Origin of the sequence: Klebsiella sp. GG_Kp173, assembly GCF_040062415.1 — a bacterium.
Taxonomy (GTDB): domain Bacteria; phylum Pseudomonadota; class Gammaproteobacteria; order Enterobacterales; family Enterobacteriaceae; genus Klebsiella; species Klebsiella quasipneumoniae.
Window position 1 is genome coordinate 22,143 of sequence record NZ_JBEAFZ010000022.1, and the last position, 20,842, is coordinate 42,984.

General features: G+C 58.0%; 20 protein-coding genes. 6 read left to right on the forward strand and 14 right to left on the reverse strand.

Annotated features, from left to right (window positions below):
* Positions 1 to 211: 211 nt before the first annotated feature.
* Positions 212 to 1,165 carry an HTH-type transcriptional regulator MetR gene (metR, locus tag ABLU50_RS12355; protein WP_017899391.1) on the forward strand — a complete coding sequence of 318 codons (954 nt, stop codon included), beginning with the start codon at positions 212 to 214 and terminating at the stop codon, positions 1,163 to 1,165.
* Here the strand turns inward: metR and ABLU50_RS12360 are convergent.
* The 3 genes from ABLU50_RS12360 to pldB all read right to left on the reverse strand — a co-directional run bounded on the left by ABLU50_RS12360 (position 1,053) and on the right by pldB (position 3,878).
* Positions 1,053 to 1,952: a carboxylate/amino acid/amine transporter gene (locus ABLU50_RS12360; protein WP_002883414.1), complete on the reverse strand. Its 900-nt coding sequence runs from the start codon at positions 1,950 to 1,952 to the stop codon at positions 1,053 to 1,055. The genes metR and ABLU50_RS12360 overlap by 113 nt on opposite strands.
* An 88-nt stretch (positions 1,953 to 2,040) precedes the next feature.
* Positions 2,041 to 2,841, reverse strand: coding sequence for a sugar/pyridoxal phosphate phosphatase YigL (gene yigL, locus ABLU50_RS12365; RefSeq protein WP_017899394.1), 801 nt, complete (start codon positions 2,839 to 2,841; stop codon positions 2,041 to 2,043).
* Between the two features lie 44 nt (positions 2,842 to 2,885).
* Complete coding sequence (pldB, locus tag ABLU50_RS12370; protein WP_004886768.1) at positions 2,886 to 3,878, reverse strand: lysophospholipase L2; 993 nt, start codon at positions 3,876 to 3,878, stop codon at positions 2,886 to 2,888.
* Positions 3,879 to 3,987: 109 nt separating this feature from the next.
* Here pldB and rhtB point away from each other — a divergent pair, with 109 nt between their 5' ends.
* Together rhtB and ABLU50_RS12380 are read left to right on the forward strand one after the other, a co-directional pair.
* Positions 3,988 to 4,608: a homoserine/homoserine lactone efflux protein gene (rhtB, locus tag ABLU50_RS12375; RefSeq protein ID WP_002883411.1), complete on the forward strand. Its 621-nt coding sequence runs from the start codon at positions 3,988 to 3,990 to the stop codon at positions 4,606 to 4,608.
* Positions 4,609 to 4,770: 162 nt separating this feature from the next.
* Entirely contained in the window at positions 4,771 to 5,703 is a 933-nt protein-coding gene (locus ABLU50_RS12380; RefSeq protein ID WP_004886770.1) for an Rpn family recombination-promoting nuclease/putative transposase, read from the forward strand.
* A 44-nt stretch (positions 5,704 to 5,747) separates the two neighbouring features.
* Here ABLU50_RS12380 and rhtC read toward each other — a convergent pair whose 3' ends face one another.
* From rhtC to pldA, 3 genes are all read right to left on the reverse strand, one after another.
* On the reverse strand, positions 5,748 to 6,368 hold the full coding sequence (gene rhtC / locus ABLU50_RS12385; RefSeq protein ID WP_087832702.1) for a threonine export protein RhtC: 621 nt from the start codon (positions 6,366 to 6,368) through the stop codon (positions 5,748 to 5,750).
* A 61-nt stretch (positions 6,369 to 6,429) separates the two neighbouring features.
* Positions 6,430 to 8,256, reverse strand: a complete 1,827-nt coding sequence (recQ, locus tag ABLU50_RS12390) for an ATP-dependent DNA helicase RecQ (protein WP_004886773.1) — start codon at positions 8,254 to 8,256, stop codon at positions 6,430 to 6,432.
* Between the two features lie 67 nt (positions 8,257 to 8,323).
* Positions 8,324 to 9,184: a phospholipase A gene (gene pldA, locus ABLU50_RS12395; RefSeq protein ID WP_087832701.1), complete on the reverse strand. Its 861-nt coding sequence runs from the start codon at positions 9,182 to 9,184 to the stop codon at positions 8,324 to 8,326.
* 152 nt (positions 9,185 to 9,336) lie between these two features.
* Between pldA and yigI the strand changes: the two genes are divergently transcribed.
* Positions 9,337 to 9,801 carry an acyl-CoA thioesterase YigI gene (gene yigI, locus ABLU50_RS12400; RefSeq protein ID WP_087832700.1) on the forward strand — a complete coding sequence of 155 codons (465 nt, stop codon included), beginning with the start codon at positions 9,337 to 9,339 and terminating at the stop codon, positions 9,799 to 9,801.
* A gap of 48 nt (positions 9,802 to 9,849) precedes the next feature.
* Entirely contained in the window at positions 9,850 to 10,743 is an 894-nt protein-coding gene (rarD, locus tag ABLU50_RS12405; RefSeq protein ID WP_004886781.1) for an EamA family transporter RarD, read from the forward strand.
* An 87-nt stretch (positions 10,744 to 10,830) separates the two neighbouring features.
* On the opposite strand, the gene corA is transcribed toward rarD, so the two are convergent.
* From corA to ABLU50_RS12440, 7 genes are all read right to left on the reverse strand, one after another.
* Positions 10,831 to 11,781, reverse strand: a complete 951-nt coding sequence (gene corA / locus ABLU50_RS12410; protein WP_002883400.1) for a magnesium/cobalt transporter CorA — start codon at positions 11,779 to 11,781, stop codon at positions 10,831 to 10,833.
* A 355-nt stretch (positions 11,782 to 12,136) separates the two neighbouring features.
* Complete coding sequence (gene uvrD / locus ABLU50_RS12415) at positions 12,137 to 14,299, reverse strand: DNA helicase II (RefSeq protein ID WP_004886784.1); 2,163 nt, start codon at positions 14,297 to 14,299, stop codon at positions 12,137 to 12,139.
* A gap of 63 nt (positions 14,300 to 14,362) precedes the next feature.
* Positions 14,363 to 15,079: a 5-amino-6-(5-phospho-D-ribitylamino)uracil phosphatase YigB gene (gene yigB, locus ABLU50_RS12420; protein ID WP_057212559.1), complete on the reverse strand. Its 717-nt coding sequence runs from the start codon at positions 15,077 to 15,079 to the stop codon at positions 14,363 to 14,365.
* Positions 15,079 to 15,981 (reverse strand): tyrosine recombinase XerC, encoded by a 903-nt coding sequence (gene xerC, locus ABLU50_RS12425; protein WP_004886788.1) that lies wholly within the window; start codon positions 15,979 to 15,981, stop codon positions 15,079 to 15,081. Before xerC ends, yigB begins: the two co-directional genes overlap by 1 nt.
* Positions 15,978 to 16,685 carry a DUF484 domain-containing protein gene (locus ABLU50_RS12430; RefSeq protein ID WP_004886790.1) on the reverse strand — a complete coding sequence of 236 codons (708 nt, stop codon included), beginning with the start codon at positions 16,683 to 16,685 and terminating at the stop codon, positions 15,978 to 15,980. Before ABLU50_RS12430 ends, xerC begins: the two co-directional genes overlap by 4 nt.
* Entirely contained in the window at positions 16,682 to 17,506 is an 825-nt protein-coding gene (dapF, locus tag ABLU50_RS12435) for a diaminopimelate epimerase (protein WP_002883394.1), read from the reverse strand. Before dapF ends, ABLU50_RS12430 begins: the two co-directional genes overlap by 4 nt.
* Before the next feature lie 35 nt (positions 17,507 to 17,541).
* On the reverse strand, positions 17,542 to 17,745 hold the full coding sequence (locus tag ABLU50_RS12440; RefSeq protein WP_004886794.1) for a lipoprotein: 204 nt from the start codon (positions 17,743 to 17,745) through the stop codon (positions 17,542 to 17,544).
* 146 nt (positions 17,746 to 17,891) lie between these two features.
* Here ABLU50_RS12440 and cyaY point away from each other — a divergent pair, with 146 nt between their 5' ends.
* Positions 17,892 to 18,212, forward strand: coding sequence for an iron donor protein CyaY (gene cyaY, locus ABLU50_RS12445; protein WP_004886799.1), 321 nt, complete (start codon positions 17,892 to 17,894; stop codon positions 18,210 to 18,212).
* Positions 18,213 to 18,260: 48 nt separating this feature from the next.
* Here cyaY and cyaA read toward each other — a convergent pair whose 3' ends face one another.
* Positions 18,261 to 20,813, reverse strand: a complete 2,553-nt coding sequence (gene cyaA, locus ABLU50_RS12450) for a class I adenylate cyclase (protein WP_002883383.1) — start codon at positions 20,811 to 20,813, stop codon at positions 18,261 to 18,263.
* Positions 20,814 to 20,842 lie beyond the last annotated feature (29 nt).

Sequence of the window (20,842 nt, forward strand, 5' to 3'; positions counted from 1 at the left end):
AACTCTAAATAGTTCGGCTTGCAGGAAGGCGGCAACGATGCGCATCCCCAGGAGCTTACTGAAGTAAGTGACTGGGGTAAGCGAGGCAGCCAACGCATCTGCAAGTCGAAATATGACGAGTTTTAGACGTCCAGATGTTTACACATCCATAATTGGCAGTTACTGTATATTCCTCAAGCGCAAATTGCTCATGGCGAAGTGAAGGACTTTCATGATCGAAATTAAACATCTGAAAACGCTGCAAGCGTTGCGGAATAGCGGTTCACTGGCGGGCGCAGCGGCTGCCCTGCACCAGACCCAGTCCGCCTTGTCTCACCAGTTCAGCGATCTGGAACAGCGTCTTGGCTTTCGTCTCTTTGTGCGTAAGAGCCAGCCGCTGCGTTTTACCCCTCAGGGGGAGATCCTCTTACAGCTGGCCAACCAGGTGCTGCCGCAGATCGCCCGCGCCCTGCAGGACTGTAACGAACCGCAGCAGACCCGGCTGCGGCTGGCTATCGAATGCCACAGCTGTATTCAGTGGCTGACGCCGGCGCTGGAGAATTTCCGCGCCCGCTGGCCACACGTGGAAGTCGACTTCCATTCCGGCGTCACCTTCGACCCGCAGCCTGCGCTGCAGCAGGGCGAACTGGATCTGGTGATGACCTCCGATATCCTGCCGCGCAGCGGTCTGCATTACTCGCCAATGTTTGATTATGAGGTGCGCCTGGTGCTGGCGCCTGAGCACCCCTTAGCCATGAAGACCCTGATTACGCCGGAGGATCTGGCCGCGGAAACGCTGCTGATTTATCCCGTACAGCGCGGACGCCTCGACATCTGGCGCCATTTCCTGCAGCCGGCCGGTATCAGCCCCCAGCTGAAAAGCGTCGATAACACGCTGTTGCTGATCCAGATGGTGGCAGCCCGGATGGGCATCGCCGCGCTGCCGCACTGGGTGGTGGAAAGTTTTGAACGCCAGGGTCTGGTGGTGACCAAAACCCTGGGAGAGGGATTATGGAGCCGGCTGTACGCGGCCGTTCGCGATGGCGAGCAGCGTCAACCGGTCACCGAAGCGTTTATTCGCTCTGCGCGGAACCACGCCTGCGATCATCTGCCGTTTGTCCGGAGTGCGGAGCGACCCAGCGTCGATGGACCCACAGCGAGGCCAGGATCACCAACGCTCCGCTAATAAAGCTCGGCCAGTGCGGCTGCTCCTGCCAGATGGCAAGGTTAACCAGCAGCCCGGCGGGGACATGGACGTTATTCATGATCCCCAGCGTGCCGGCATCCACCTGGGTGGCGCCATAGTTCCACATAAAGTAGCCCAGCCCGGAAGCCACCACGCCGAGCCACACCAGCACGCTCCACTGCAGCGTGGTGGTCGGCAGCTTCTGGGCGTTGCCGAGCATAAACCACGCCGCCACCGCCACGATAAAGGCCCCGACATAGAACCAGGCAAAGGCATTGTGCTGCGGCATCGGACGCACCTCCATCAGGCGCTTGTAACCCACCATCCCGATGGCGAAGCAGAGGTTTGACAACTGCACCAATAACAGCCCGGTCCAGAAATGATCGCTGACTTTGTCGTAACGGATAATCGCCGCCCCCAGCACCGCCAGCGCGGCGCTCAGCAGATAGCCCCAGCGCAGTTTCCGTCCGCTGAGCAGATCGTAGATCAGCGTGATATACAACGGGGTAAACACGGTAAACAGCAGGAATTCCGAGACCGTCAGATAGAGATAAGCGCGGAAGGCCAGCAGGTACATGATGCCAAGCTGCATCGCGCCCACCAGCATATAGAGCACGATCGTGCGCGGAGACTGGCCTCGCGTGCGCAGGAAAGGCAGGAACACCAGCGCCGCCAGGCCCACGCGCATCAGTACCGAAAAATAGCTGTCGACGCTACCGGCCAGGTACTCGCCAATCAGGCTAAAAGAAAAGGCCCACAGGATAGTGGTGATAATTAACAGCGCCACAATGGTCGTCTCGTTGGATAAAGAACAGGCATTGTAGCGAAGAGTCAGGTTGACGACTGGGTAATTATTCGCCAGTCGTCAATCTTTGTCAGTCGAGGTATAGCTTACGCAGGTAGTGCGGGACCGCATCGTCGGCGTTGCTACCGATCACTTCCAGTTCCGGATGCAGATCCTTCAGCCGCTGGTGGGCGTTGGCCATAATGCAGCCTTTGCCGGCCATCGACAGCATCTCGGCGTCGTTCATGCCGTCGCCGAAAGCGATGCAATCTGACAGACTGTAGCCGAGCATTTTCGCCACTGCCTCCAGCGCATGCCCCTTCGATACCCCACCCGCCATCACCTCCAGGCAGGTTAAGGTGGAGAAGCTGACGTTCACGCGATCGCCCCAGCGGGCGTTCATCGCCTGCTCAAGCGGTAGCAAATGTTCGTGATCCTCACAGGTAAAGAACACCTTGCTGATCCCCTGCGGATCCAGTTCGCCCGGCTCATACAGCTTGTAGTTAAACACCGCCTCTTTGAAAAAGCGCATCTCTTCCGGGCGATGGCGGTTCATATACCACTCATCTTCCCGATAGACGTTAGTGACGATTTTCGGATCGTTACGCACGATCTCAAACAGGTCGGCGGCAATATCACGGTCGAGGTTATGGGCGAAGATTTGCTGACCATCGCTATCGTGAACGCGGGCGCCGTTAGAGGTGATCATGTACGACCGGATGCCGAGATTATCGCGGATCTGCCCGACGTCGATGTAGTGTCGGCCGGTGGCGAAGACGAAATTGATCCCACGGGCGGTAAGCAGCTTCAGCGTCTCTTTGGCATAGGGGGTCAGGAAATGATCGGGGGAAAGCAGCGTGCCGTCTAAATCAGACGCAACAACCTGGTACATAAAAAAGTTAACCTCTAAGCAGGGCGACGAGCGTTATCGTCGGATTAAGTATGTCGATTGAAAAACTCGACGATGGCATTGAGCGCGACTGAGCGCATAGCGTCCTTTTCAAAAAGGATCTCATGGTATGCCCCTTCAATGACGAGCGGCTTTCCGCCCTCACAGGGATGGCCGGCGGCGGCCCGTAATTCACAATAGCGGTCGTGCATCAGATTATCGACTACCCGCTCCTCCTCCGCCTGCAGCAGCAGCGTCGGGGCGGTATCTTTTTCCACATTCGCCAGCACTTCGTCACCGGCCAGCATGCCTTCGCGCACCCAGTGCCAGGTCGGGCCGCCGACCTGCAGTCGCGGCTCGTCGGCATAGAAGCGCAGGTTACGACGATAGCGTTGTCGACTGTGCGTCAGCACGTTAACGGCAAAAGGCAGCGCCCGCCAGCGTCCGGTGCCGATGGCATACTCTTCGCGAATGCGCTGATGGCCCTCAGCCCAGTCAAGAATATGACGCACCATCCAGTCCGGCAGCCGAATGATAATCCCGAACATCGGCGCGCAGAGCGCAATCGCATCGCAATGCGCCTGGTAGCGTTGCAGAAAGAGCGTAGCAATCGCCCCGCCCATAGAGTGAGCGAGGATAAACCGTTTTCGCCAGTGGCCGGGGACCACCTGCTGCTGCCAGAGCGCAGCCAGGTCATCAACATAATCGCTGAAGTTCACCACGTGCCCGCGGTGAGTATCAGAGAGCAGACGACCCGAGCGACCCTGACCGCGATGGTCGATGATCATCACGTCAAAGCCGCTGTGAAAGAGATCGTAGGCCACTTCAGCATACTTCACGTAGCTTTCAATGCGCCCAGGGCAAATCAGCACCAGTCGATCGTGATTTTGCGCGCAAAAGCGAACAAAGCGTACCGGTACATCATCGACGCCTTTAAATTCAGCCTCTTCGCGCTGTCGCCAGAAATCCGTCAGCGGCCCCATGCTAAAGGCCGCAAACGCGTTTTCTCGTGTTTCCCAGTCCTTTTTCTGCCCAAACATCGGGTTTACACCCCTGTTAACCGCTGAAAATCGTTTTTTTGCCGTGCATCACACAATGCTGACACAATAGCGTATTGTGGCATAAAAACAGACAATCAGGGAGTTTCTCATGACCATTGAGTGGTGGTTCGCCTACCTGCTGACATCAATCATTCTCAGCCTGTCCCCGGGTTCCGGAGCGATTAATACCATGACCACTTCCATTAATCACGGGTACCGCGGCGCGGCGGCGTCAATTGCCGGTTTGCAGACCGGGCTGGCCATTCATATCGTGCTGGTCGGCGTCGGTCTCGGCACCCTGTTCTCCCGCTCGGTGCTGGCCTTTGAGGTGCTGAAATGGGCCGGCGCAGCCTATCTTATCTGGCTGGGTATCCAGCAATGGCGCGCGGCAGGGGCCATCGACCTGAATACGCTGGCGAAGGCGCAGACGCGCGGCAAACTGTTCCAGCGCGCGGTGTTCGTGAATCTCACCAATCCCAAAAGCATTGTTTTTCTGGCCGCCCTGTTTCCGCAGTTTATCCTGCCCCATCAGCCCCAGGTGATGCAGTATCTCGTTCTGGGCGTCACCACCATCGTCGTCGATATCATTGTGATGATTGGCTATGCGACCCTGGCGCAGCGCATTTCAGCCTGGATTAAAGGGCCAAAGCAGATGAAGGCGCTGAACAAAGTCTTTGGTTCACTGTTTATGCTGGTTGGGGCGCTGCTCGCCTCCGCCCGTCACGCCTGAATGATGAAATCTCGCTCGCAAACAGAGGTTCGCCTGGCGGGCGAAGCAATCTCTCTGCGCGAGCCGGCGCGCAAAGCGGGAAATTAATTTTTTTGCCGGCTGTCGACGCTGAGCCCACCGTGCCAGGATGCCGCCAGATAGGTGATTCACGGATGAACGGCGATGGCAGAAACGGCGACCCCTCATGATGCGGTATTTAAAACTTTTCTCTCACGGATAGAGACGGCGCGCGATTTCATCGAGATCCACCTGCCTCCGGCGTTAACAGCGATCTGCAAACTGGATACCCTACGTCTGGAATCCGGCAGCTTTCTTGAAGACGACCTCAGGCCCTACTACAGCGATATTCTCTATTCGCTGGAAACCACCCGCGGTAAGGGGTATGTCCATGTTCTGATCGAGCACCAGAGCGCACCCGATAAACTGATGGCCTTTCGCTTAATGCGCTATGCCGTCGCCGCCATGCAGCGCCATCTGGAGAACGGCCATAAAACGCTGCCTCTGGTTATCCCGGTCCTCTTCTATCAGGGACGACGCAGCCCCTATCCCTGGTCTATGAGCTGGCTGGATAATTTCGCCGATCCCGAGACCGCCCGCCAGCTCTATAGCGGAGCGTTTCCGCTGGTCGATATCACGGTGATCCCCGACGACGACATTATGCAGCACCGCAGCATGGCGGCCCTGACGCTGGTGCAAAAACACATCCGTCAGCGCGATATGGCGCAATTGCTGGATAAGTTGACCCAACTCTTAATGCTGGAGCAGATGAGCGGACAACAAATCACCGTATTGGTAAACTATATGGCTCAGGCAGGGGATGCCGAGGATACTCGGACACTCTTATACGGGCTGGCACAGCGCGTGCCGCAGCATGGAGGATTACTGATGACGCTGGCGGAAACATGGCTCGCAGAAGGTATGGAAAAAGGCATCAGGAAAGGCGTACAGCAAGGTATAAAGGAAGGTATAAAGGAAGGCAAACATCAGGCCCTGCTGCAGGTTGCCGAAGCGATGCGCAAACGCGGTATTGATGACGAAGCGATTATGGAAATGACCGGTCTGTCTGAAGACGAGCTGCAGCGGCTTCGCCACTGACACTTTCTCCACCCGGATATAGCCGGGTGGAGCATCACGCCAGGTTAACGCGAGATAATCAGGTGGATGCCGAAGCCCGCAAACAGCGTGCCGGCGATACCGTCGATCCACTTCGCCATCCGCTGATAGCCGCGGCGCATCCCCGGCAGGGCGAACAGGCTGGCAACCACCATAAACCAGGCCAGCGTCTCCATGATAATCAGCAGAAAAATGCCCCAGCGCGCGCCGGCGCCAACGCTGTCACCGACAAACAGCGAGAACACCGAGCCGAAGTAGATAATCGCTTTCGGGTTCGCCAGATTGGTCAGCAATCCCTTCAGGAAGCTGCGTCCGCTGCGGGCCAGCTCAACCTGCGGCTCTGCCGGGGACACCGCCTCTTTTTTCAACGCGCCGCGCAGCATCTGGTAGCCCATCCAGCACAGGTACAAGCCCCCGCCGACCATAATGATGTTGTGCAGCCACGCCATTCTGGCGAGGATCAGGTTCAGGCCGAGCAGCGCTACCCCCGCCCAGATCATTACGCCGCAGGTGATCCCCAGCACTCCCATCAACGCCTCTCTGCGCGAGCGGCTGATGGCCGTTTGTGAGACAAAGAAAAAATCCGGCCCCGGACTCATCAGCGCAATGATATGCACCAGCGCCACGGTAAGGAAAAGCATCAGCATAGTTAACTCGCAGGAAAATAATGAAGAGGATAACTATTCTGGCACTTTTATAGCCAGCTGACTACTCGTCGTCGCCATCGACATGCGACCGGATCAGCGCCATAAACGGCTTGCCGAAACGCTCGAGTTTACGTGTCCCCACGCCGTTGACGCTGAGCATTTCGCCGGCGGTTAGCGGCGACTGCTCCGCCATCTCAATAAGCGTCGCGTCGTTGAAGACCACGTACGGGGGAATGTTTTCTTCATCGGCAATCGCTTTACGTAATTTGCGCAGCTTGGCAAACAGCTTACGATCGTAATTACCGCCGAAGGATTTCTGCATCGCCTTCGGCTTCAGCGCCACGATACGCGGTACGGCAAGCTGCAGCGGGACGTCGCCGCGCAGCACCGGGCGTGCGGCTTCGGTCAGCTGCAGCGCGGAGTGCTGGGCGATATTCTGCGTCACCAGCCCAAGGTGAATCAGTTGGCGGATCACGCTCACCCAGTGCTCGTGACTCTGTTCCCGGCCGATGCCGTATACCGGGAGCTTATCGTGGCCCATCTCACGGATGCGCTGATTGTTGGCGCCACGCAGGACTTCCACCACGTAACCCATCCCGAAGCGCTGGTTGACCCGATAAATAGTGGAGAGCGCCTTACGGGCGTCCATTAAGCCATCGTACTGCTTCGGCGGATCAAGACAGATATCGCAGTTGCCGCACGGCTCCTGGCGTCCTTCGCCAAAGTAGTTCAGCAGCACCAGACGACGACAGGTCTGGGCTTCAGCAAACGCCCCCATCGCGTTCAGCTTATGCCGTTCGATATCCTGCAGCGGCCCGGCGGGCTTCTCTTCCAGACAGCGGCGCAGCCACGCCATGTCCGCCGGATCGTAAAACAGCATCGCTTCCGCCGGCAGGCCGTCACGCCCGGCGCGGCCGGTCTCCTGATAGTAGGATTCAATATTGCGCGGGATATCAAAATGCACCACAAAGCGGACGTTCGGCTTGTTGATGCCCATCCCAAAGGCCACTGTCGCCACCACAATCTGCAGATCGTCGCGCTGGAATTTCTCCTGCACGTCGGCGCGCACGTCGTTTTCCAGGCCGGCATGGTAAGCCGCCGCGCTGATGCCGCGGCTCTGCAGACGCGCGGCGGTATCTTCCACTTTCGAACGGCTGTTGCAGTAGATAATGCCCGATTTGCCGCGCTGATCCTGGACGTAGCGCATCAGCTGGTCGAGCGGCTTGAATTTCTCCATCAGCATATAGCGGATGTTCGGCCGGTCGAAGCTGCTGACCTGTATGAGCGGATCGTTAAGTCCCAGCAGACGGACGATATCGCGGCGGGTGGTGTCATCGGCGGTGGCGGTCAACGCCATAAACGGGATCTGCGGCATCCGCTGACGAAGCTGGCCCAGCGCGGCATATTCCGGGCGGAAGTCATGGCCCCACTGGGAGATGCAGTGCGCTTCGTCCACCGCCAGCATCGCCAGATTCCAGTTCGCCAGATGCTCAAGGAAGTTGTCGAGCATCAACCGTTCCGGGGCGATATACAGCAGACGAACCTGCCCGCTGCGGCAGCCGGCCATCACGTCCTGCTGCTGTTCGCGGCTCTGGGTCGAGTTCAGACAGGCCGCCGCCACGCCGTTGGCCAGCAGCTGATCGACCTGATCTTTCATCAGCGAGATCAGCGGCGAGACCACTACCGTCAGGCCGCCCATAACCAGCGCCGGTACCTGATAACACAGTGACTTGCCGCCACCGGTCGGCATGACCACCAGGCAGTCACGGCCCTCGAGCACCGTCTCGATAATCGTCTCCTGGCCAGGGCGGAACTGCTGGTAGCCGAAGGTCTCTTGTAAAACCTGCTTAGCCAGCGATTCCTGATTTAATACTTCCGCCTGTGCCACGTTGACCCCATTTGCCTGAAAAGAAAACAGGCGCTATTTTCAGCGCCTGCGAGCCAGAGTGCAACGATTAAAACAGATCGTTGAGCATTAGCCCGACGCCGACGCGCGTTTGATTAAAGTTGTAGTCGATAAGCGATTCCCCGTAGCCGCTGTAGATCTGGGTGTAAGCGCGAACATGTTTGGTGATGGGATAGCTCACCCCCAACTCCGCCCCGCCGTAGCCAGTGTTCCAGTTATACTGCCCCTGCGCGCTGAGGATCGCCTCGCCCAGCTGGTAACCCAACTTCAGGCGGTAATAGCCCATATATTTGGTGATGTCCGGGTTATCATCGGTGCTGCCCACCACATACCAGGGTTTCACTTCCACCAACCAGTTGCCATTTTGCGCCATCAGGCGGGCATAGAGCCGGTTCCAGCTGCGCGAGGTGGGATCGGAGCGGCCATTCGAGTCGTGGTTATATCCCATTTCGATATCGCGCAACGTCCAGCCGGCAAACTGATAGTCGGTGGCAAAGCCAAGAAACAGCTGGGGTTCGTAGTTGGTTTCGCGAAACGGCGCCGACTCTTTGCTGTTGGAGAGCTGCCACCAGGACTTCTGGGTATAGGACGCGCCGAGCAGCGAATTATCCCCCAGGATGCCGCGCCACAGCGGGAAGGCGAGGCTCAGCTGAAACTTGACTTCATCTTTACGGGCATTTTCGGCCCAGTCATAGCTACGAATCGCCTCTTTATTGAGATCGCTGGTCCACGTGTAGAGCAGATAGTTGCTTTCATAAGGGTAGAGCAGAAAAGGATTATCATGATCCTGTAGCAGGTTGGCGATAATACTGCCGCGCACTGCTGGTTTGTCGTGTACCGACGCATCCTGCGCCATAACACCAGCCGGTAGCGCGCACAGCGCCGCCAGGCAGGCCAAAGAGATACGCATGCTGGTCTCCTGATAAATAGTTTTTATTTTTGTTTCACCTGAAGACATTCTACCTGTTTATTAATCCCCTGCCCCCAAATCCACTCCGAAAGTGGAAATCAATATTTTAGAAGCATAAAATCAACATTTTATTAACGAATGGAACCGGTGTTATGTCTGAACTTACTGCCGAAGCAGCTCTGAAACTGGTGGGGGAGATTTTCGTCTATCACATGCCGTTTAACCGCGCCCTCGGCCTCGAACTGGAGCGCTATGAAAAAGCGTTTGCCCAGCTCAGCTTTAATAATCAGCCGATGATGGTCGGCAACTGGGCGCAAAGCATTCTGCATGGCGGTGTAATCGCCTCCGCGCTGGACGTCGCCGCAGGTCTGGTCTGCGTTGGCAGCACCCTTACCCGCCATGAAACCATCAATGAAGAAGAGCTGCGCCAGCGGCTTTCCCGCATGGGAACCATCGACCTGCGCGTGGACTACCTGCGTCCGGGTCGCGGCGAACGTTTTACCGCGACCAGCACCCTGCTGCGCGCCGGCAATAAAGTGGCGGTAGCCCGTGTGGAACTGCATAACGAAGCTCAGGTATATATTGCCAGCGCAACAGCGACCTATATGGTGGGTTGATTGCCCAAAATCGAGTAACATCACTCTCTTTGGCAATGGATTTTACCGATGGAAGCGAAACAGACGCGGTTGGGGATTATTCTGGCCCTCGCCGCCTACTTTATCTGGGGTATCGCGCCGGCGTACTTCAAACTTATTTACTATGTTCCCGCCGATGAAATTCTGACCCATCGCGTGATCTGGTCTTTCTTCTTCATGGTGGCGCTCATCAGCGTTAGCCGTCAGTGGCCGCAGGTGAAAAAGCTGCTGAAGACGCCGCGCAAGATCTTCCTGCTGGCGCTCTCTGCGGTGCTGGTCGGCGGTAACTGGCTGCTGTTCATCTGGGCGGTGAATAACCACCATATGCTGGAAGCCAGCCTCGGCTACTTTATCAACCCGCTGGTGAATATTCTGTTAGGGATGATTTTCCTTGGCGAACGTTTCCGTCGCCTGCAGTGGCTGGCGATGATCCTCGCCTTTTGCGGCGTGCTGGTGCAGCTCTGGACCTTTGGTTCGCTACCGATAATCGGCCTTGGTTTGGCCTTCAGCTTTGCCTTTTATGGTCTGGTGCGGAAGAAAATCGCTGTCGATGCGCAGACCGGCATGCTGGTGGAAACGCTGTGGCTGTTGCCGGTGGCGGCGATTTGGCTGTTCGGCATCACCGACAGCCCCACCAGCCATATGGGGCAGAACCCCTGGTCGCTCAATCTGCTGCTGATGGCGGCGGGCGTGGTGACCACCATCCCTCTGCTGTGCTTCACCGGGGCGGCAACGCGTCTGCGGCTCTCCACGCTGGGCTTTTTCCAGTACATCGGCCCGACGCTGATGTTCCTGCTGGCGGTGACGTTCTACGGCGAAGTGCCGGGCAAGGATAAAATGGTCACCTTTGGCTTTATCTGGGTGGCGCTGGCGATATTCGTGATGGATGCGGTGTATACGCAAAGGCGGGGGCGTCGGAGCTAGGACATTGCCGGATGGCGGCTCCGCCCTATCCGGCTTACAAAAGTACAGCACTCAGGCCGGATAGGCGCAGCGCATCCGGCACAACAACTACAGCCAGTTTTTACGCTTGAAGTAGAGATACGGCGCCAGGCCAGCCAGCATCATAAAGACGATCGCCCCCGGGTAGCCGAAACTCCAGTGCAGCTCAGGCATAAATTCAAAGTTCATCCCGTAGCTGGAGGCCACCAGAGTTGGCGGCAGGAACACCACCGACACCACCGAGAAGATCTTGATGATGCGGTTCTGCTCGATGTTGATAAAGCCCATCGCCGCCTGCATCAGGAAGTTCACCTTCTGGAACAGCGATTCGTTGTGCGGCAGCAGGGATTCGATATCGCGCAGGATCTCCCGCGCCTGCTCCAGCTGGCCCGCCGGCAGGCGCGCTTTGCGCACGAGAAAGTTCAGCGCGCGCTGGGTATCCATCAAACACAGGCGGACCTTCCAGCCGATATCTTCCAGCTCCGCCAACGTCGACAGCGCTTCGTCGTACTCATCGCCCTGGTGGCCTTCCATAATCACGCGGCTCAGCTTTTCCAGGTCGCTGTAGATGTTTTCTATCTCATCCGCCAGCTGTTCGATTTTGGTCTCGAACAGATCTAACAGCAGCTCGTAGGCGTTGCCGTCCACCAGGGTCTGGTTACGCACGCGCATGCGGTAGAGGCGAAAAGCGGGCAGTTCACGCTCACGCAGCGTAAACAGGCGCCCTTCGCGGATGGTAAACGCCACGGTAGAGTTACCCGCGTGATCGTCGGCATCTTCGAAAAAGAAGAAGGAGTGGATATGTAACCCGTCTTCATCTTCAAAGAAACGCGCGGAGGCTTCGATATCTTCCAGCTCCGGGCGCGTCGCCAGGTTCTGACCCAGTTCCGTCTGCACGCGGCTTCGCTCATCGTCGTCAGGCTCGACCAGATCGACCCACACCGAGCTGGCGAGGTGCTTGATCTCATCGGCTTCCAGGCGCGTTAAACGATTGTTTTCCAGTTGAAATGCGCTCAGCATGACCGGGACTCCCAATGCAAAAAAATTATCGGACAGTTCGGTGGGCACACAGAAACAAATTGGGTTTCAGACCATTAAGCCTGACTCAGCGCGACGGGAATGGGGCAGGTCGCTGACAACCGCTAAGGCTATCAGCATAAGAGGATAGCCTTAGGAGTTGTTCCTGAATGACAGGAAGTTGAGCCAGCATCTACTGGGTGTGTCCAAGGCGAATGTCCTCTTAGCGTAATCGTGCGCGCATGTTACGCCAGCGCAAAATCGGCGTCAACACGCAACGGAACGCGAAAGCGCAAATCAGGCGCCTTAACGTATAAAGGTAGCAGAATATTACAAAATAATGATATTTTTCTTAAAGTTACACTTCCTCGAGCCGGGCGTAAGCCGCGACCAGCCATTTGATCCCCTGCCCCTGAAAAGCCACCTGCAGCCGGCTGTGCTCGCCGCTGCCTTCGAGGTTAACGATGGTGCCTTCGCCAAACTTCGGATGCCGTACGCGCTGGCCTAATTTGTAGCCGGTATCGCTCTCGGCAATCGGCGCGCCCAGTCGCTGATGGTTTACCGGGCGGCTCACCGTAGCCCGCAGACGCACTTCTTCTACGCACTCCTGCGGCAGCTCTCCAATAAAGCGCGACGGCCGATGGTAAACCTCTTTGCCGTACAGACGGCGGGTTTCCGCGTAGGTCAGCGTCAGCTTCTGCATGGCGCGCGTCACGCCAACGTAGGCCAGACGACGCTCTTCTTCCAGGCGGCCGCCTTCATCAAGGGCCATCTGGCTCGGGAACATCCCCTCCTCGACGCCGACGATGAACACCTGCGGGAACTCCAGCCCTTTCGCCGAGTGCAGGGTCATTAGCTGAACCGCGTCCTGCCAGGTATCCGCCTGTCCCTCGCCCGCTTCCAGCGCGGCGTGGGAGAGGAACGCCTGCAGCGGCATCAGATCTTCATCTTCTTCGTTGTAGCTAAACTGGCGCGTCGCCGTCACCAGCTCCTCTAAGTTTTCAATACGGGTCTGACCCTTCTCGCCTTTCTCCTGCTCGTACATCGCGCGCAGCCCGGAGTCTTTAATCACCCGATCGGTCTGGACGTGCAGCGGCATATCGGTGGTCTCCTGCGCCAGCGCGTCAATCAGCTCCATAAAGCGCTGCAGGGCGCTGGCGGCGCGACCGGCCAGCGCTTTATCTTTCAGCAGCTCACGGCTGGCCTGCCACAGCGTCAGCTGACGATCGCGTGACGTCTGGCGCACCACGTCCAGCGTGCGGTCGCCGATGCCGCGGGTCGGCGTATTGACTACGCGCTCAAACGCCGCATCGTCGTTACGGTTGGCGATCAGACGCAGGTACGAGAGCGCGTCTTTGATTTCCTGGCGTTCGAAGAAGCGCATGCCGCCATAGATGCGGTACGGCATACTGGCCTGCAGAAGCGCCTCTTCCAGCACGCGCGACTGGGCGTTGCTGCGATAGAGGATGGCGCACTGCTCCAGCGCCCCGCCGTTCTCCTGCCAGGTTTTTATCCGGTTCACTACGAAGCGTGCTTCGTCGAGATCGTTGAAAGCGCAGTACAGCGAGATCGGCTCGCCGTCGGCGCCGTCGGTCCATAGCTTCTTGCCCAGGCGACCGTTGTTGTTTTCAATCAGGGCGTTGGCGGCGCTGAGGATGTTGCTGGTCGAGCGATAGTTCTGCTCAAGGCGGATGGTTTCCGCACCGGGAAAATCGTTAAGGAAACGCTGAATGTTCTCGACCTGCGCGCCGCGCCAGCCGTAAATCGACTGATCGTCATCGCCGACGATCATCACCTTGCCGGTATCGCCCGCCAACAGGCGGATCCACGCGTACTGAATGTTGTTGGTATCCTGGAATTCGTCGACGAGGATATTGGTGAACCGCTCACGGTAGTGCTGGAGGATATGCGGCTTATTCAGCCACAGCTCGTGGGCGCGCAGCAGCAGTTCGGCGAAGTCCACCAGCCCGGCGCGATCGCAGGCTTCCTGATAGGCCTGATAGACCTTCTGCCAGGTCTGCTCGACCGGGTTGCCGTAGCTCTGAATATGATGCGGGCGCAGCCCTTCATCTTTCTGGCTGTTGATGTACCACATCGCCTGACGCGGCGGCCACTGCTTCTCATCGAGGTTCATCGCCTTAATCAGACGCTTCAGCAGGCGCAGCTGGTCTTCGCTATCAAGGATTTGGAAATCCTGCGGCAGGTTGGCGTCCAGATGGTGCGCGCGCAGCAGGCGGTGGGCCAGGCCGTGGAAGGTGCCCACCCACATGCCGCCCTGGGTGGTGCCCATCAGCTGGCCGATACGGTGGCGCATCTCTGCCGCCGCTTTGTTGGTAAAGGTCACCGCCATAATAGAATACGGCGAGCAGTTCTCCACGCTCAGCAGCCAGGCGATACGGTGCACCAGAACGCGCGTCTTACCACTGCCCGCCCCTGCCAGAACCAGCATGTTGGTGCGCGAGGCCGCTACGGCTTCACGCTGTTTGTCATTAAGGCTGTCGAGCAGGTAAGAAACGTCCATTGGCACCGCCGGAAGAGAAGGGGTTCCACGAACCCCTGTTAATATATACAGAGTAACTGGTGATTATATCAGCGAGGTCAGAGATGCCAACTGTGAAATTTCAATATGCGGCAGCAGGCGGCTGTCCGCGGTGTGCATCAGGTCCGCGCCTTGCGGTTTGATCCAGCAGGCCTGCATGCCACAGCGCAGCGATCCGGCGACGTCAGTGGTCAGGTCATCGCCGACGTGCAGAATATGCCCGCGCGGTAAGTTCAGGCGCTCCGCCGCCAGATGGTACATGTCGGCAAACGGCTTGGAGCGGCCATCCGGCCCGGCGCGCAGCACAAAGCGGAAATAGTCGCTCAGGCCAAACAACTCTGGTCGGGCGTTGCCGTTGGTAATCGCCACCAGCGGCCACTTCTCCGCCAGCTTCGCCAGCGTATCGTGGGTCTCCTGCGGGACATCGACGCGGCTGCGCCACTGGGCGAAGTGTTCCATCGCCGCATCGGCCCCCGCTTTCGCCTCGTCGGCGGAGAGTCCGGCGTTACGCATGCCTAACTCCAGCGCACGGTGGCGCCAGACGGTCACGTCGTGATAGATCTCAGGCTCGGATGACAACAGCGTCTGGCGCAGCTGATTAAGCTCATGGGCGTCGAACTGGCTGAGCGACGGATGGTAGCTGCGTACAAAAGCCAGCGACTCGTGCATCGTCCGGTCAATGACCGGGCGGTTATCATAAAGGGTATCGTCCAGGTCAAACGTCAGCGCGGAAATCTGGCCCAGAGGTCGGTAAAAACGCATTATTTCCCCCGTTTTGCGCGCGGATGCGCGGCATCGTACACCGAGGCAAGGTGTTGAAAGTCGAGATGGGTATAGATTTGGGTGGTGGAGAGGTTAGCATGACCCAACAGCTCCTGCACACCGCGCAGATCGCCGCTGGACTCCAGCATATGGGTGGCAAAGGAGTGGCGAAGCTTGTGCGGATGCACATGGCTGTTCAGCCCCTGCTTAATGCCCCACTCGGCGAACCGCTTCTGTACGTTGCGCGCCGAAATGCGCTTGCCCAGTTTCGACAAAAACAGCGCGTCGTCGTCAGTACCGAACAGGCCGCGTAAATCCAGCCAGTGCTCAATCCACATCACGGCGTTGCGACCGATCGGCAAGCGGCGCTCTTTGCTACCTTTGCCCATCACCCAGACCTCGCCGCTTTCGAGATCGAGATGTTTGATATCAAGGTTGACCAGCTCGGACAAACGCAGCCCCGCGCCGTACATCACCTCCAGCATCGCCCGGTCGCGCACCGCCAGCGGATCGTTGAGATCAATATCCAGCAGCCGATTGACGTCATCGACATCGATATTTTTTGGCAGGTGACGGGGAATTTTCGGCGCGGCAATCCCTTTCGCCGGATTGGCGCTGAGCTCGCCCTGGCCGACCAGCCAGTCGAAGAAACTGCGCAGCGCCGACAGGCGAAGCGCCAGGCTTGCCGGGCCTAATCCCGCGCGGCGACTGCGCACCGCAAAACTTCGCACCTGAGCGGCATCGCACTGCGACCAGCTTTTCAGACCCGCCTCATCCGCCAGGGCAATCAGCGCGTCCAGCTGTCGCTGGTAATTCAGTAACGTGATCGGGCTGAGCTGGCGTTCAACGCCAAGGTGGCGCAGAAAGCGGGCGACGGCGGAGAAGAGAGGAGAATCGGTCATGCGCGTTCAATCCAGCGCTCCAGCAGGCCGGGCAGCATCTGGGCGATCTCCTGCAGCAGTTGCGTCCCCTGTCCTGGCTGATAATGCTGCGCATCGCGGCTGCTAAAGAGCATCACGCCAGGGGCATTATCGCCGCCCAGCAGCGACATCGCCACTGACCCAATGGCTTTCGCCTCCGGCAATACCACCAGCAACTCCGGACCGTTCAGCGGCCCAAGGTAGTGGCGCGCCTGGCCCAGACGCTGAATACGGATCGGCTCAAACGCCTGCCGGCTTAACGCCAGGTGGGTAAACTTCGAAGGCGCGCCCAGGCGCCAGCTGTCAGGGAACAGGCGCACCGTGGCGCCCGCCAGCCCCAGCTCGCGCGCCCAGCGGTGAAGGCGGTTAAGCATATCGTCGAGGCTCTCCGCCGCCGCCAGCCGCGTTTGCAGCTGCAGCAGGCGCTGGAACAAGCTTTCATTGGCTACCGCCTGCTCCATCAGCAGCGACATATTCTCTTCCAGCACATGGATATGGTTACGCGCCCGCATCATGTGCCACTCCACCAGCGAAATCGTACCGCGCACCGGATGCGGGACGCGGAGATGTTCGACCTGGGCGGCATTACGAATAAAAAATTCAGGATTTTGCAACAGATAGTCCACCACTGCACGATCGTTCAATGCGCTGGCGACCTCCTGCTGTTCTTCCCCGATTGGTTTCATAAATGAATAAATCCATCATAGACATGGGCCGCCGGGCCGGTCATAAACAGCGGCTGGCCCGGGCCTTTCCAGGCGATATCAAGACGACCGCCGGGTAATTCCACACGTACCGTTTCAGCGAGCAACCCCTGCTGGATCCCCACCGCCACCGCGGCGCAAGCGCCGCTGCCACAGGCCTGGGTTTCCCCCGCGCCGCGTTCGTAGACGCGCAGACGAATATGGGACCGGCCGACCACCTGCATAAAACCGATATTCGCGCGCTCCGGAAAACGCTCATGGCTTTCCATCACCGGGCCGAGGGTTTCCACCGCCGCCGTATCCACATCATCCACCTGGATAACGCAGTGCGGGTTCCCCATGGACACCACGCCGCACAATACTGTCTGCTCGGCGGCACGCATGATATAGGTCTTTTCCGCTTTGTTGGCGCGGAACGGCACCTGGGAGGGCTCGAAGTTGGGCTCGCCCATATTCACCCGCACCAGATCGTCTTCCGTTACGCTTAATACCATACGGCCGTTGGCCGTACTCACGCGGATATCACGTTTATTGGTCAGGCCTTTCAGCCGGACGAAACGCGCGAAACAGCGCGCGCCGTTGCCGCACTGCGACACTTCGCTACCGTCGGCATTAAAGATCCGGTAATGGAAATCCAGATCCGGATCGTAGGGCGGCTCCACCACCAACAGCTGATCGAACCCGACGCCAAGGTGGCGATCCGCCAGGCGGCGAATCAGCTCCGGCGAGAAAAAAACATTCTGCGTTACCGCGTCAACGACCATAAAATCGTTGCCAAGGCCATGCATTTTAGAGAACTGCATCATCTACTCCAGTTGCGCGGAACAGAACGTTATCGTTAGTAATTGACCTGGCTCGGACCACCGGTATCGCCACGATCGTTACGATCCGGCGTTGAGCTCTGAATGCCCGGGTTAACCGGTTTGGTCGGCGGCGGCGCGGTTTTATCAGCCGGCGGGAAATAGAGAGGCCCTTTCAGACCGCAGCCGGTCAGGCTGAAGATCGCAAACAAAACGGCAAGCGTAGGAAAAACGTTTTTCATTGATAGTTGCCCGTGATTCATTCTTTCTGCTTTCTATCATCGCAGGAGAAGACGTAAAAGCAAGCCTTTAGCATCCGACTGCGCGCGCTTTTGTTTCGCGCTATACTGCGACCCATCTTCAAAAATCAAAAAAGCAGAATAAAATTATGAACGACAGTGAATTCCATCGCCTGGCCGATAGCCTGTGGATGACCATCGAAGAACGCCTGGATGACTGGGACGGCGATAGCGACATCGACTGCGAAATCAACGGCGGCGTGCTGACTATTAGCTTTGAAAACGGCAGCAAAATCATTATTAACCGTCAGGAGCCGCTGCACCAGGTGTGGCTGGCCACCAAACAGGGCGGCTACCATTTCGATCTCAAAGGCGACGAGTGGATCTGCGATCGCAGCGGTGAAACCTTCTGGGATCTGCTGGAGCAGGCGGCGAGCCAGCAGGCCGGTGAGACGGTGAGATTCCGTTAATGACATGTTTCCCGGATGACGGCGCATTGCGCCTTTTCCGGGCCAAATCTACGAGTAGCGCTGCTGCAGCACCGGCGAGGCGGTAACGTCCTGGCTGGTGGGTATCGCGGCGGCAATCGCCTGGGTGCGGAAAGGGATCACCTGGGTGCGCCCGTCCACCTCGACAATCTGATAGAACTGCGGCAGGTTGAAGTTGATAAAACTGGAGCCGTAGGTAAAACGATCGTGCGATGACGAATAGAAGCGGCTGACGTCGCGCACCAGCTCCTCTTTGCTGCCCTCGCAGTGGTGATAGACCTCAGCGCGGTTGCTCTCATCGAGAATATAGATGTTAAAGCCGCTGTCGTTGTTATCCGCGTCTTCAAAGAAGAACTGGATAATCCCTTCGCTGGCGAATCCGTCCACTACCGCCGGCAGCTTAACGTGATTGGTTTCCACCTGCACCGACAGGCCATGGAGCTTGTTGTGCGAGATAGCGCCGTAGAACTCAATGGCGTTTTCCAGCTTCTGCACCGAAACGTTAAGACGCTCGAAGAACAGTCCCCAGGTCTGGCCGGAGACGCGCAGCGCTTTAAAGCGCCCGGTATCCTGACGGGTACTGGAGAGACGCAGTTCGATGCACTCGGAGATCATCTGCTGTACGCGGGTGCGGATCAGGCCGCGCAGATGCTGGCTATAGCAGAAGACCTCCACGCTGTCCGGCGGCGCGGCATCCTGATGCATTTTACCAAGGATCGTTTTCAGCGCTTCAATCATCGCCTGCTCGCCGTTGAAATGCAGCGTACGCACTTCATTCCACGAGTTGCGATACAGCAGGTCGACGCTGCCGATCAGACATTTTTGCTCTTCGCCGAAGCTGAAGACATCGAGCTTACGGAAATCGAAGTGCACCACCTGATTGCGGAAGGCCGCCGTCGGGTCATATTCGAGGTTGACGATAATCGCCAGGTGGCGAATTTCGCACGGGCTGTATAGCGCTTTTGGCGTGGGCGCCGGCAGGCGCAGCGGGAAGTGGTGCGACACATCGGCCACCATCTCCTGCAGCTTCGCCAGATCGACGATGCCGTTGCCCTTAATAAACAGGCGGGTGCGTGAGGTCAGCAGGCCGTTAAACCAGGCCCAGGCCACCAGCTTATTAAGATAACGGTTATATTCCAGCGGCTGATGGCTGATGATCGATTCCATATCCGGCGCGCGGTTATACAGATACCAACCGGTACGGTTGGCGCGACCCGGCGGCACGTGAATAAAGGTCAGATTCGGTTCCGACAGATCCGGCGAAATTTGCGGGTTCACCAGCGTCACTTTGCCCGGCAGCGCTTCAAAGGCCGCATACAGCTTACGCGTCAGCACGCCGATATCCTGCGGACTAGCGGAGACGCTGAGGTTATTGCGCCGTGCGAAGCGGATCAGATTACGATAGCTCTGCATCATCGCATCGAGCAGTTCGTTGTGCGCCTTGCGCACTTCATCAATTTTCCAGTTCGCCCGGTTGTCGAGCATCATCAGACGCTTTTCATCCCAGCCCCACGCGTTGACCAGCTGGCTGACGACTTCGCGACGCCAGCCGACGCAGGCGCGCTCGCGGCTGAGTTTTTCGCACACTTTCAGGTAGAAGCAGCGGCGCACCAGGTCGAGACGAGTTTCATCTTCAATGGCCTGGAGGTAGGTGGTCACGCGCTCCAGCATCATGCAGTAGGGGTCGAGTCCGAAGGAGACGATCTCGCCGTCGTGCAGGCGCTGTTTGATATCTTTCGCCAGCAGGCGGTTGTTGGGGTATTCCCAGGAGTAGGCTTCCAGCAGCAGCGTTTTCAGCACCGCTTTATAGGGCGAGTCGATACTCTTATACAGCTGCCACAGGCTGGCGCCGAAGTACTCTTCCGCCGACAGTGAACTAAGGCCGCCGAGATCGAGCCACTCGTTTGGCGTCAGCACGCCCTGGGCATACAGCCCCATGACGTAATCGTCGTAATGCTCTTCTTCATCGCACGGCACCATATTCCACAGAATACGCTTGCCGGCGAGACGCACCGCGGTGCGGTAGAACTCATCGAGCAGTAAAATATGCTGGGTCGAACCGCAGTCTTCGCCGCCGAGGCTGCCGCTTTCGTTATGGCGGAAGCGGTTTTCGTCGATCAGGAAGAAGCTGACTTCCACGCCGAGCGAGGCCGCCCAGCTCTCAAGCAGGCTGCATTTTCGCTGCAGCAGCTGGCGCTCTTCGCTATCCAGCCAGGCCTGGTGACATACCCAGATATCAAGATCGGAAGAACAGCTCTGGCCGACGGAGGAGGTACTACCCATCGAGTAGACGCCGGTGATCGGCAGCTCGCCTTTTGGCGGCTCCTGGGTCTGCATGCCGCGATGCAGTTCCAGTTCTTCAAGATAGTGGCGTTGGGTTTCATCAGGCGTGTAGAGGCAAATGCCACGGGGAACGTTACCGTCAAGGTAACCCGGCATCAGCGGGTGATGATAATGTAATAACGTTGGCAGTAGACTGTAAACCTGCTGGAAAGCGGGTCCCATGGCAGCAAGCGCGCGATCCACGCGCAATTGGTTGATGGCATCCAGTCTCTGTTTCAGTGTCTCAATATAGAGGTACAAGACATATCGCCTGATGTTCAAAAACCCGA

Bases quoted from the DNA above. Each gene is read 5' to 3' on its own strand.
- ABLU50_RS12440 (WP_004886794.1), bottom strand. From the start codon at position 17,745: ATGAAAAACGTTTTTCCTACGCTTGCCGTTTTGTTTGCGATCTTCAGC.
- metR (WP_017899391.1), top strand. From the start codon at position 212: ATGATCGAAATTAAACATCTGAAAACGCTGCAAGCGTTGCGGAATAGC.
- xerC (WP_004886788.1), bottom strand. From the start codon at position 15,981: ATGACCGATTCTCCTCTCTTCTCCGCCGTCGCCCGCTTTCTGCGCCAC.
- corA (WP_002883400.1), bottom strand. From the start codon at position 11,781: ATGCTGAGCGCATTTCAACTGGAAAACAATCGTTTAACGCGCCTGGAA.
- cyaY (WP_004886799.1), top strand. From the start codon at position 17,892: ATGAACGACAGTGAATTCCATCGCCTGGCCGATAGCCTGTGGATGACC.
- pldA (WP_087832701.1), bottom strand. From the start codon at position 9,184: ATGCGTATCTCTTTGGCCTGCCTGGCGGCGCTGTGCGCGCTACCGGCT.
- rarD (WP_004886781.1), top strand. From the start codon at position 9,850: ATGGAAGCGAAACAGACGCGGTTGGGGATTATTCTGGCCCTCGCCGCC.
- uvrD (WP_004886784.1), bottom strand. From the start codon at position 14,299: ATGGACGTTTCTTACCTGCTCGACAGCCTTAATGACAAACAGCGTGAA.
- rhtB (WP_002883411.1), top strand. From the start codon at position 3,988: ATGACCATTGAGTGGTGGTTCGCCTACCTGCTGACATCAATCATTCTC.
- ABLU50_RS12380 (WP_004886770.1), top strand. From the start codon at position 4,771: ATGGCAGAAACGGCGACCCCTCATGATGCGGTATTTAAAACTTTTCTC.
- pldB (WP_004886768.1), bottom strand. From the start codon at position 3,878: ATGTTTGGGCAGAAAAAGGACTGGGAAACACGAGAAAACGCGTTTGCG.
- yigB (WP_057212559.1), bottom strand. From the start codon at position 15,079: ATGCGTTTTTACCGACCTCTGGGCCAGATTTCCGCGCTGACGTTTGAC.
- rhtC (WP_087832702.1), bottom strand. From the start codon at position 6,368: ATGCTGATGCTTTTCCTTACCGTGGCGCTGGTGCATATCATTGCGCTG.
- yigI (WP_087832700.1), top strand. From the start codon at position 9,337: ATGTCTGAACTTACTGCCGAAGCAGCTCTGAAACTGGTGGGGGAGATT.
- yigL (WP_017899394.1), bottom strand. From the start codon at position 2,841: ATGTACCAGGTTGTTGCGTCTGATTTAGACGGCACGCTGCTTTCCCCC.
- dapF (WP_002883394.1), bottom strand. From the start codon at position 17,506: ATGCAGTTCTCTAAAATGCATGGCCTTGGCAACGATTTTATGGTCGTT.
- ABLU50_RS12430 (WP_004886790.1), bottom strand. From the start codon at position 16,685: ATGAAACCAATCGGGGAAGAACAGCAGGAGGTCGCCAGCGCATTGAAC.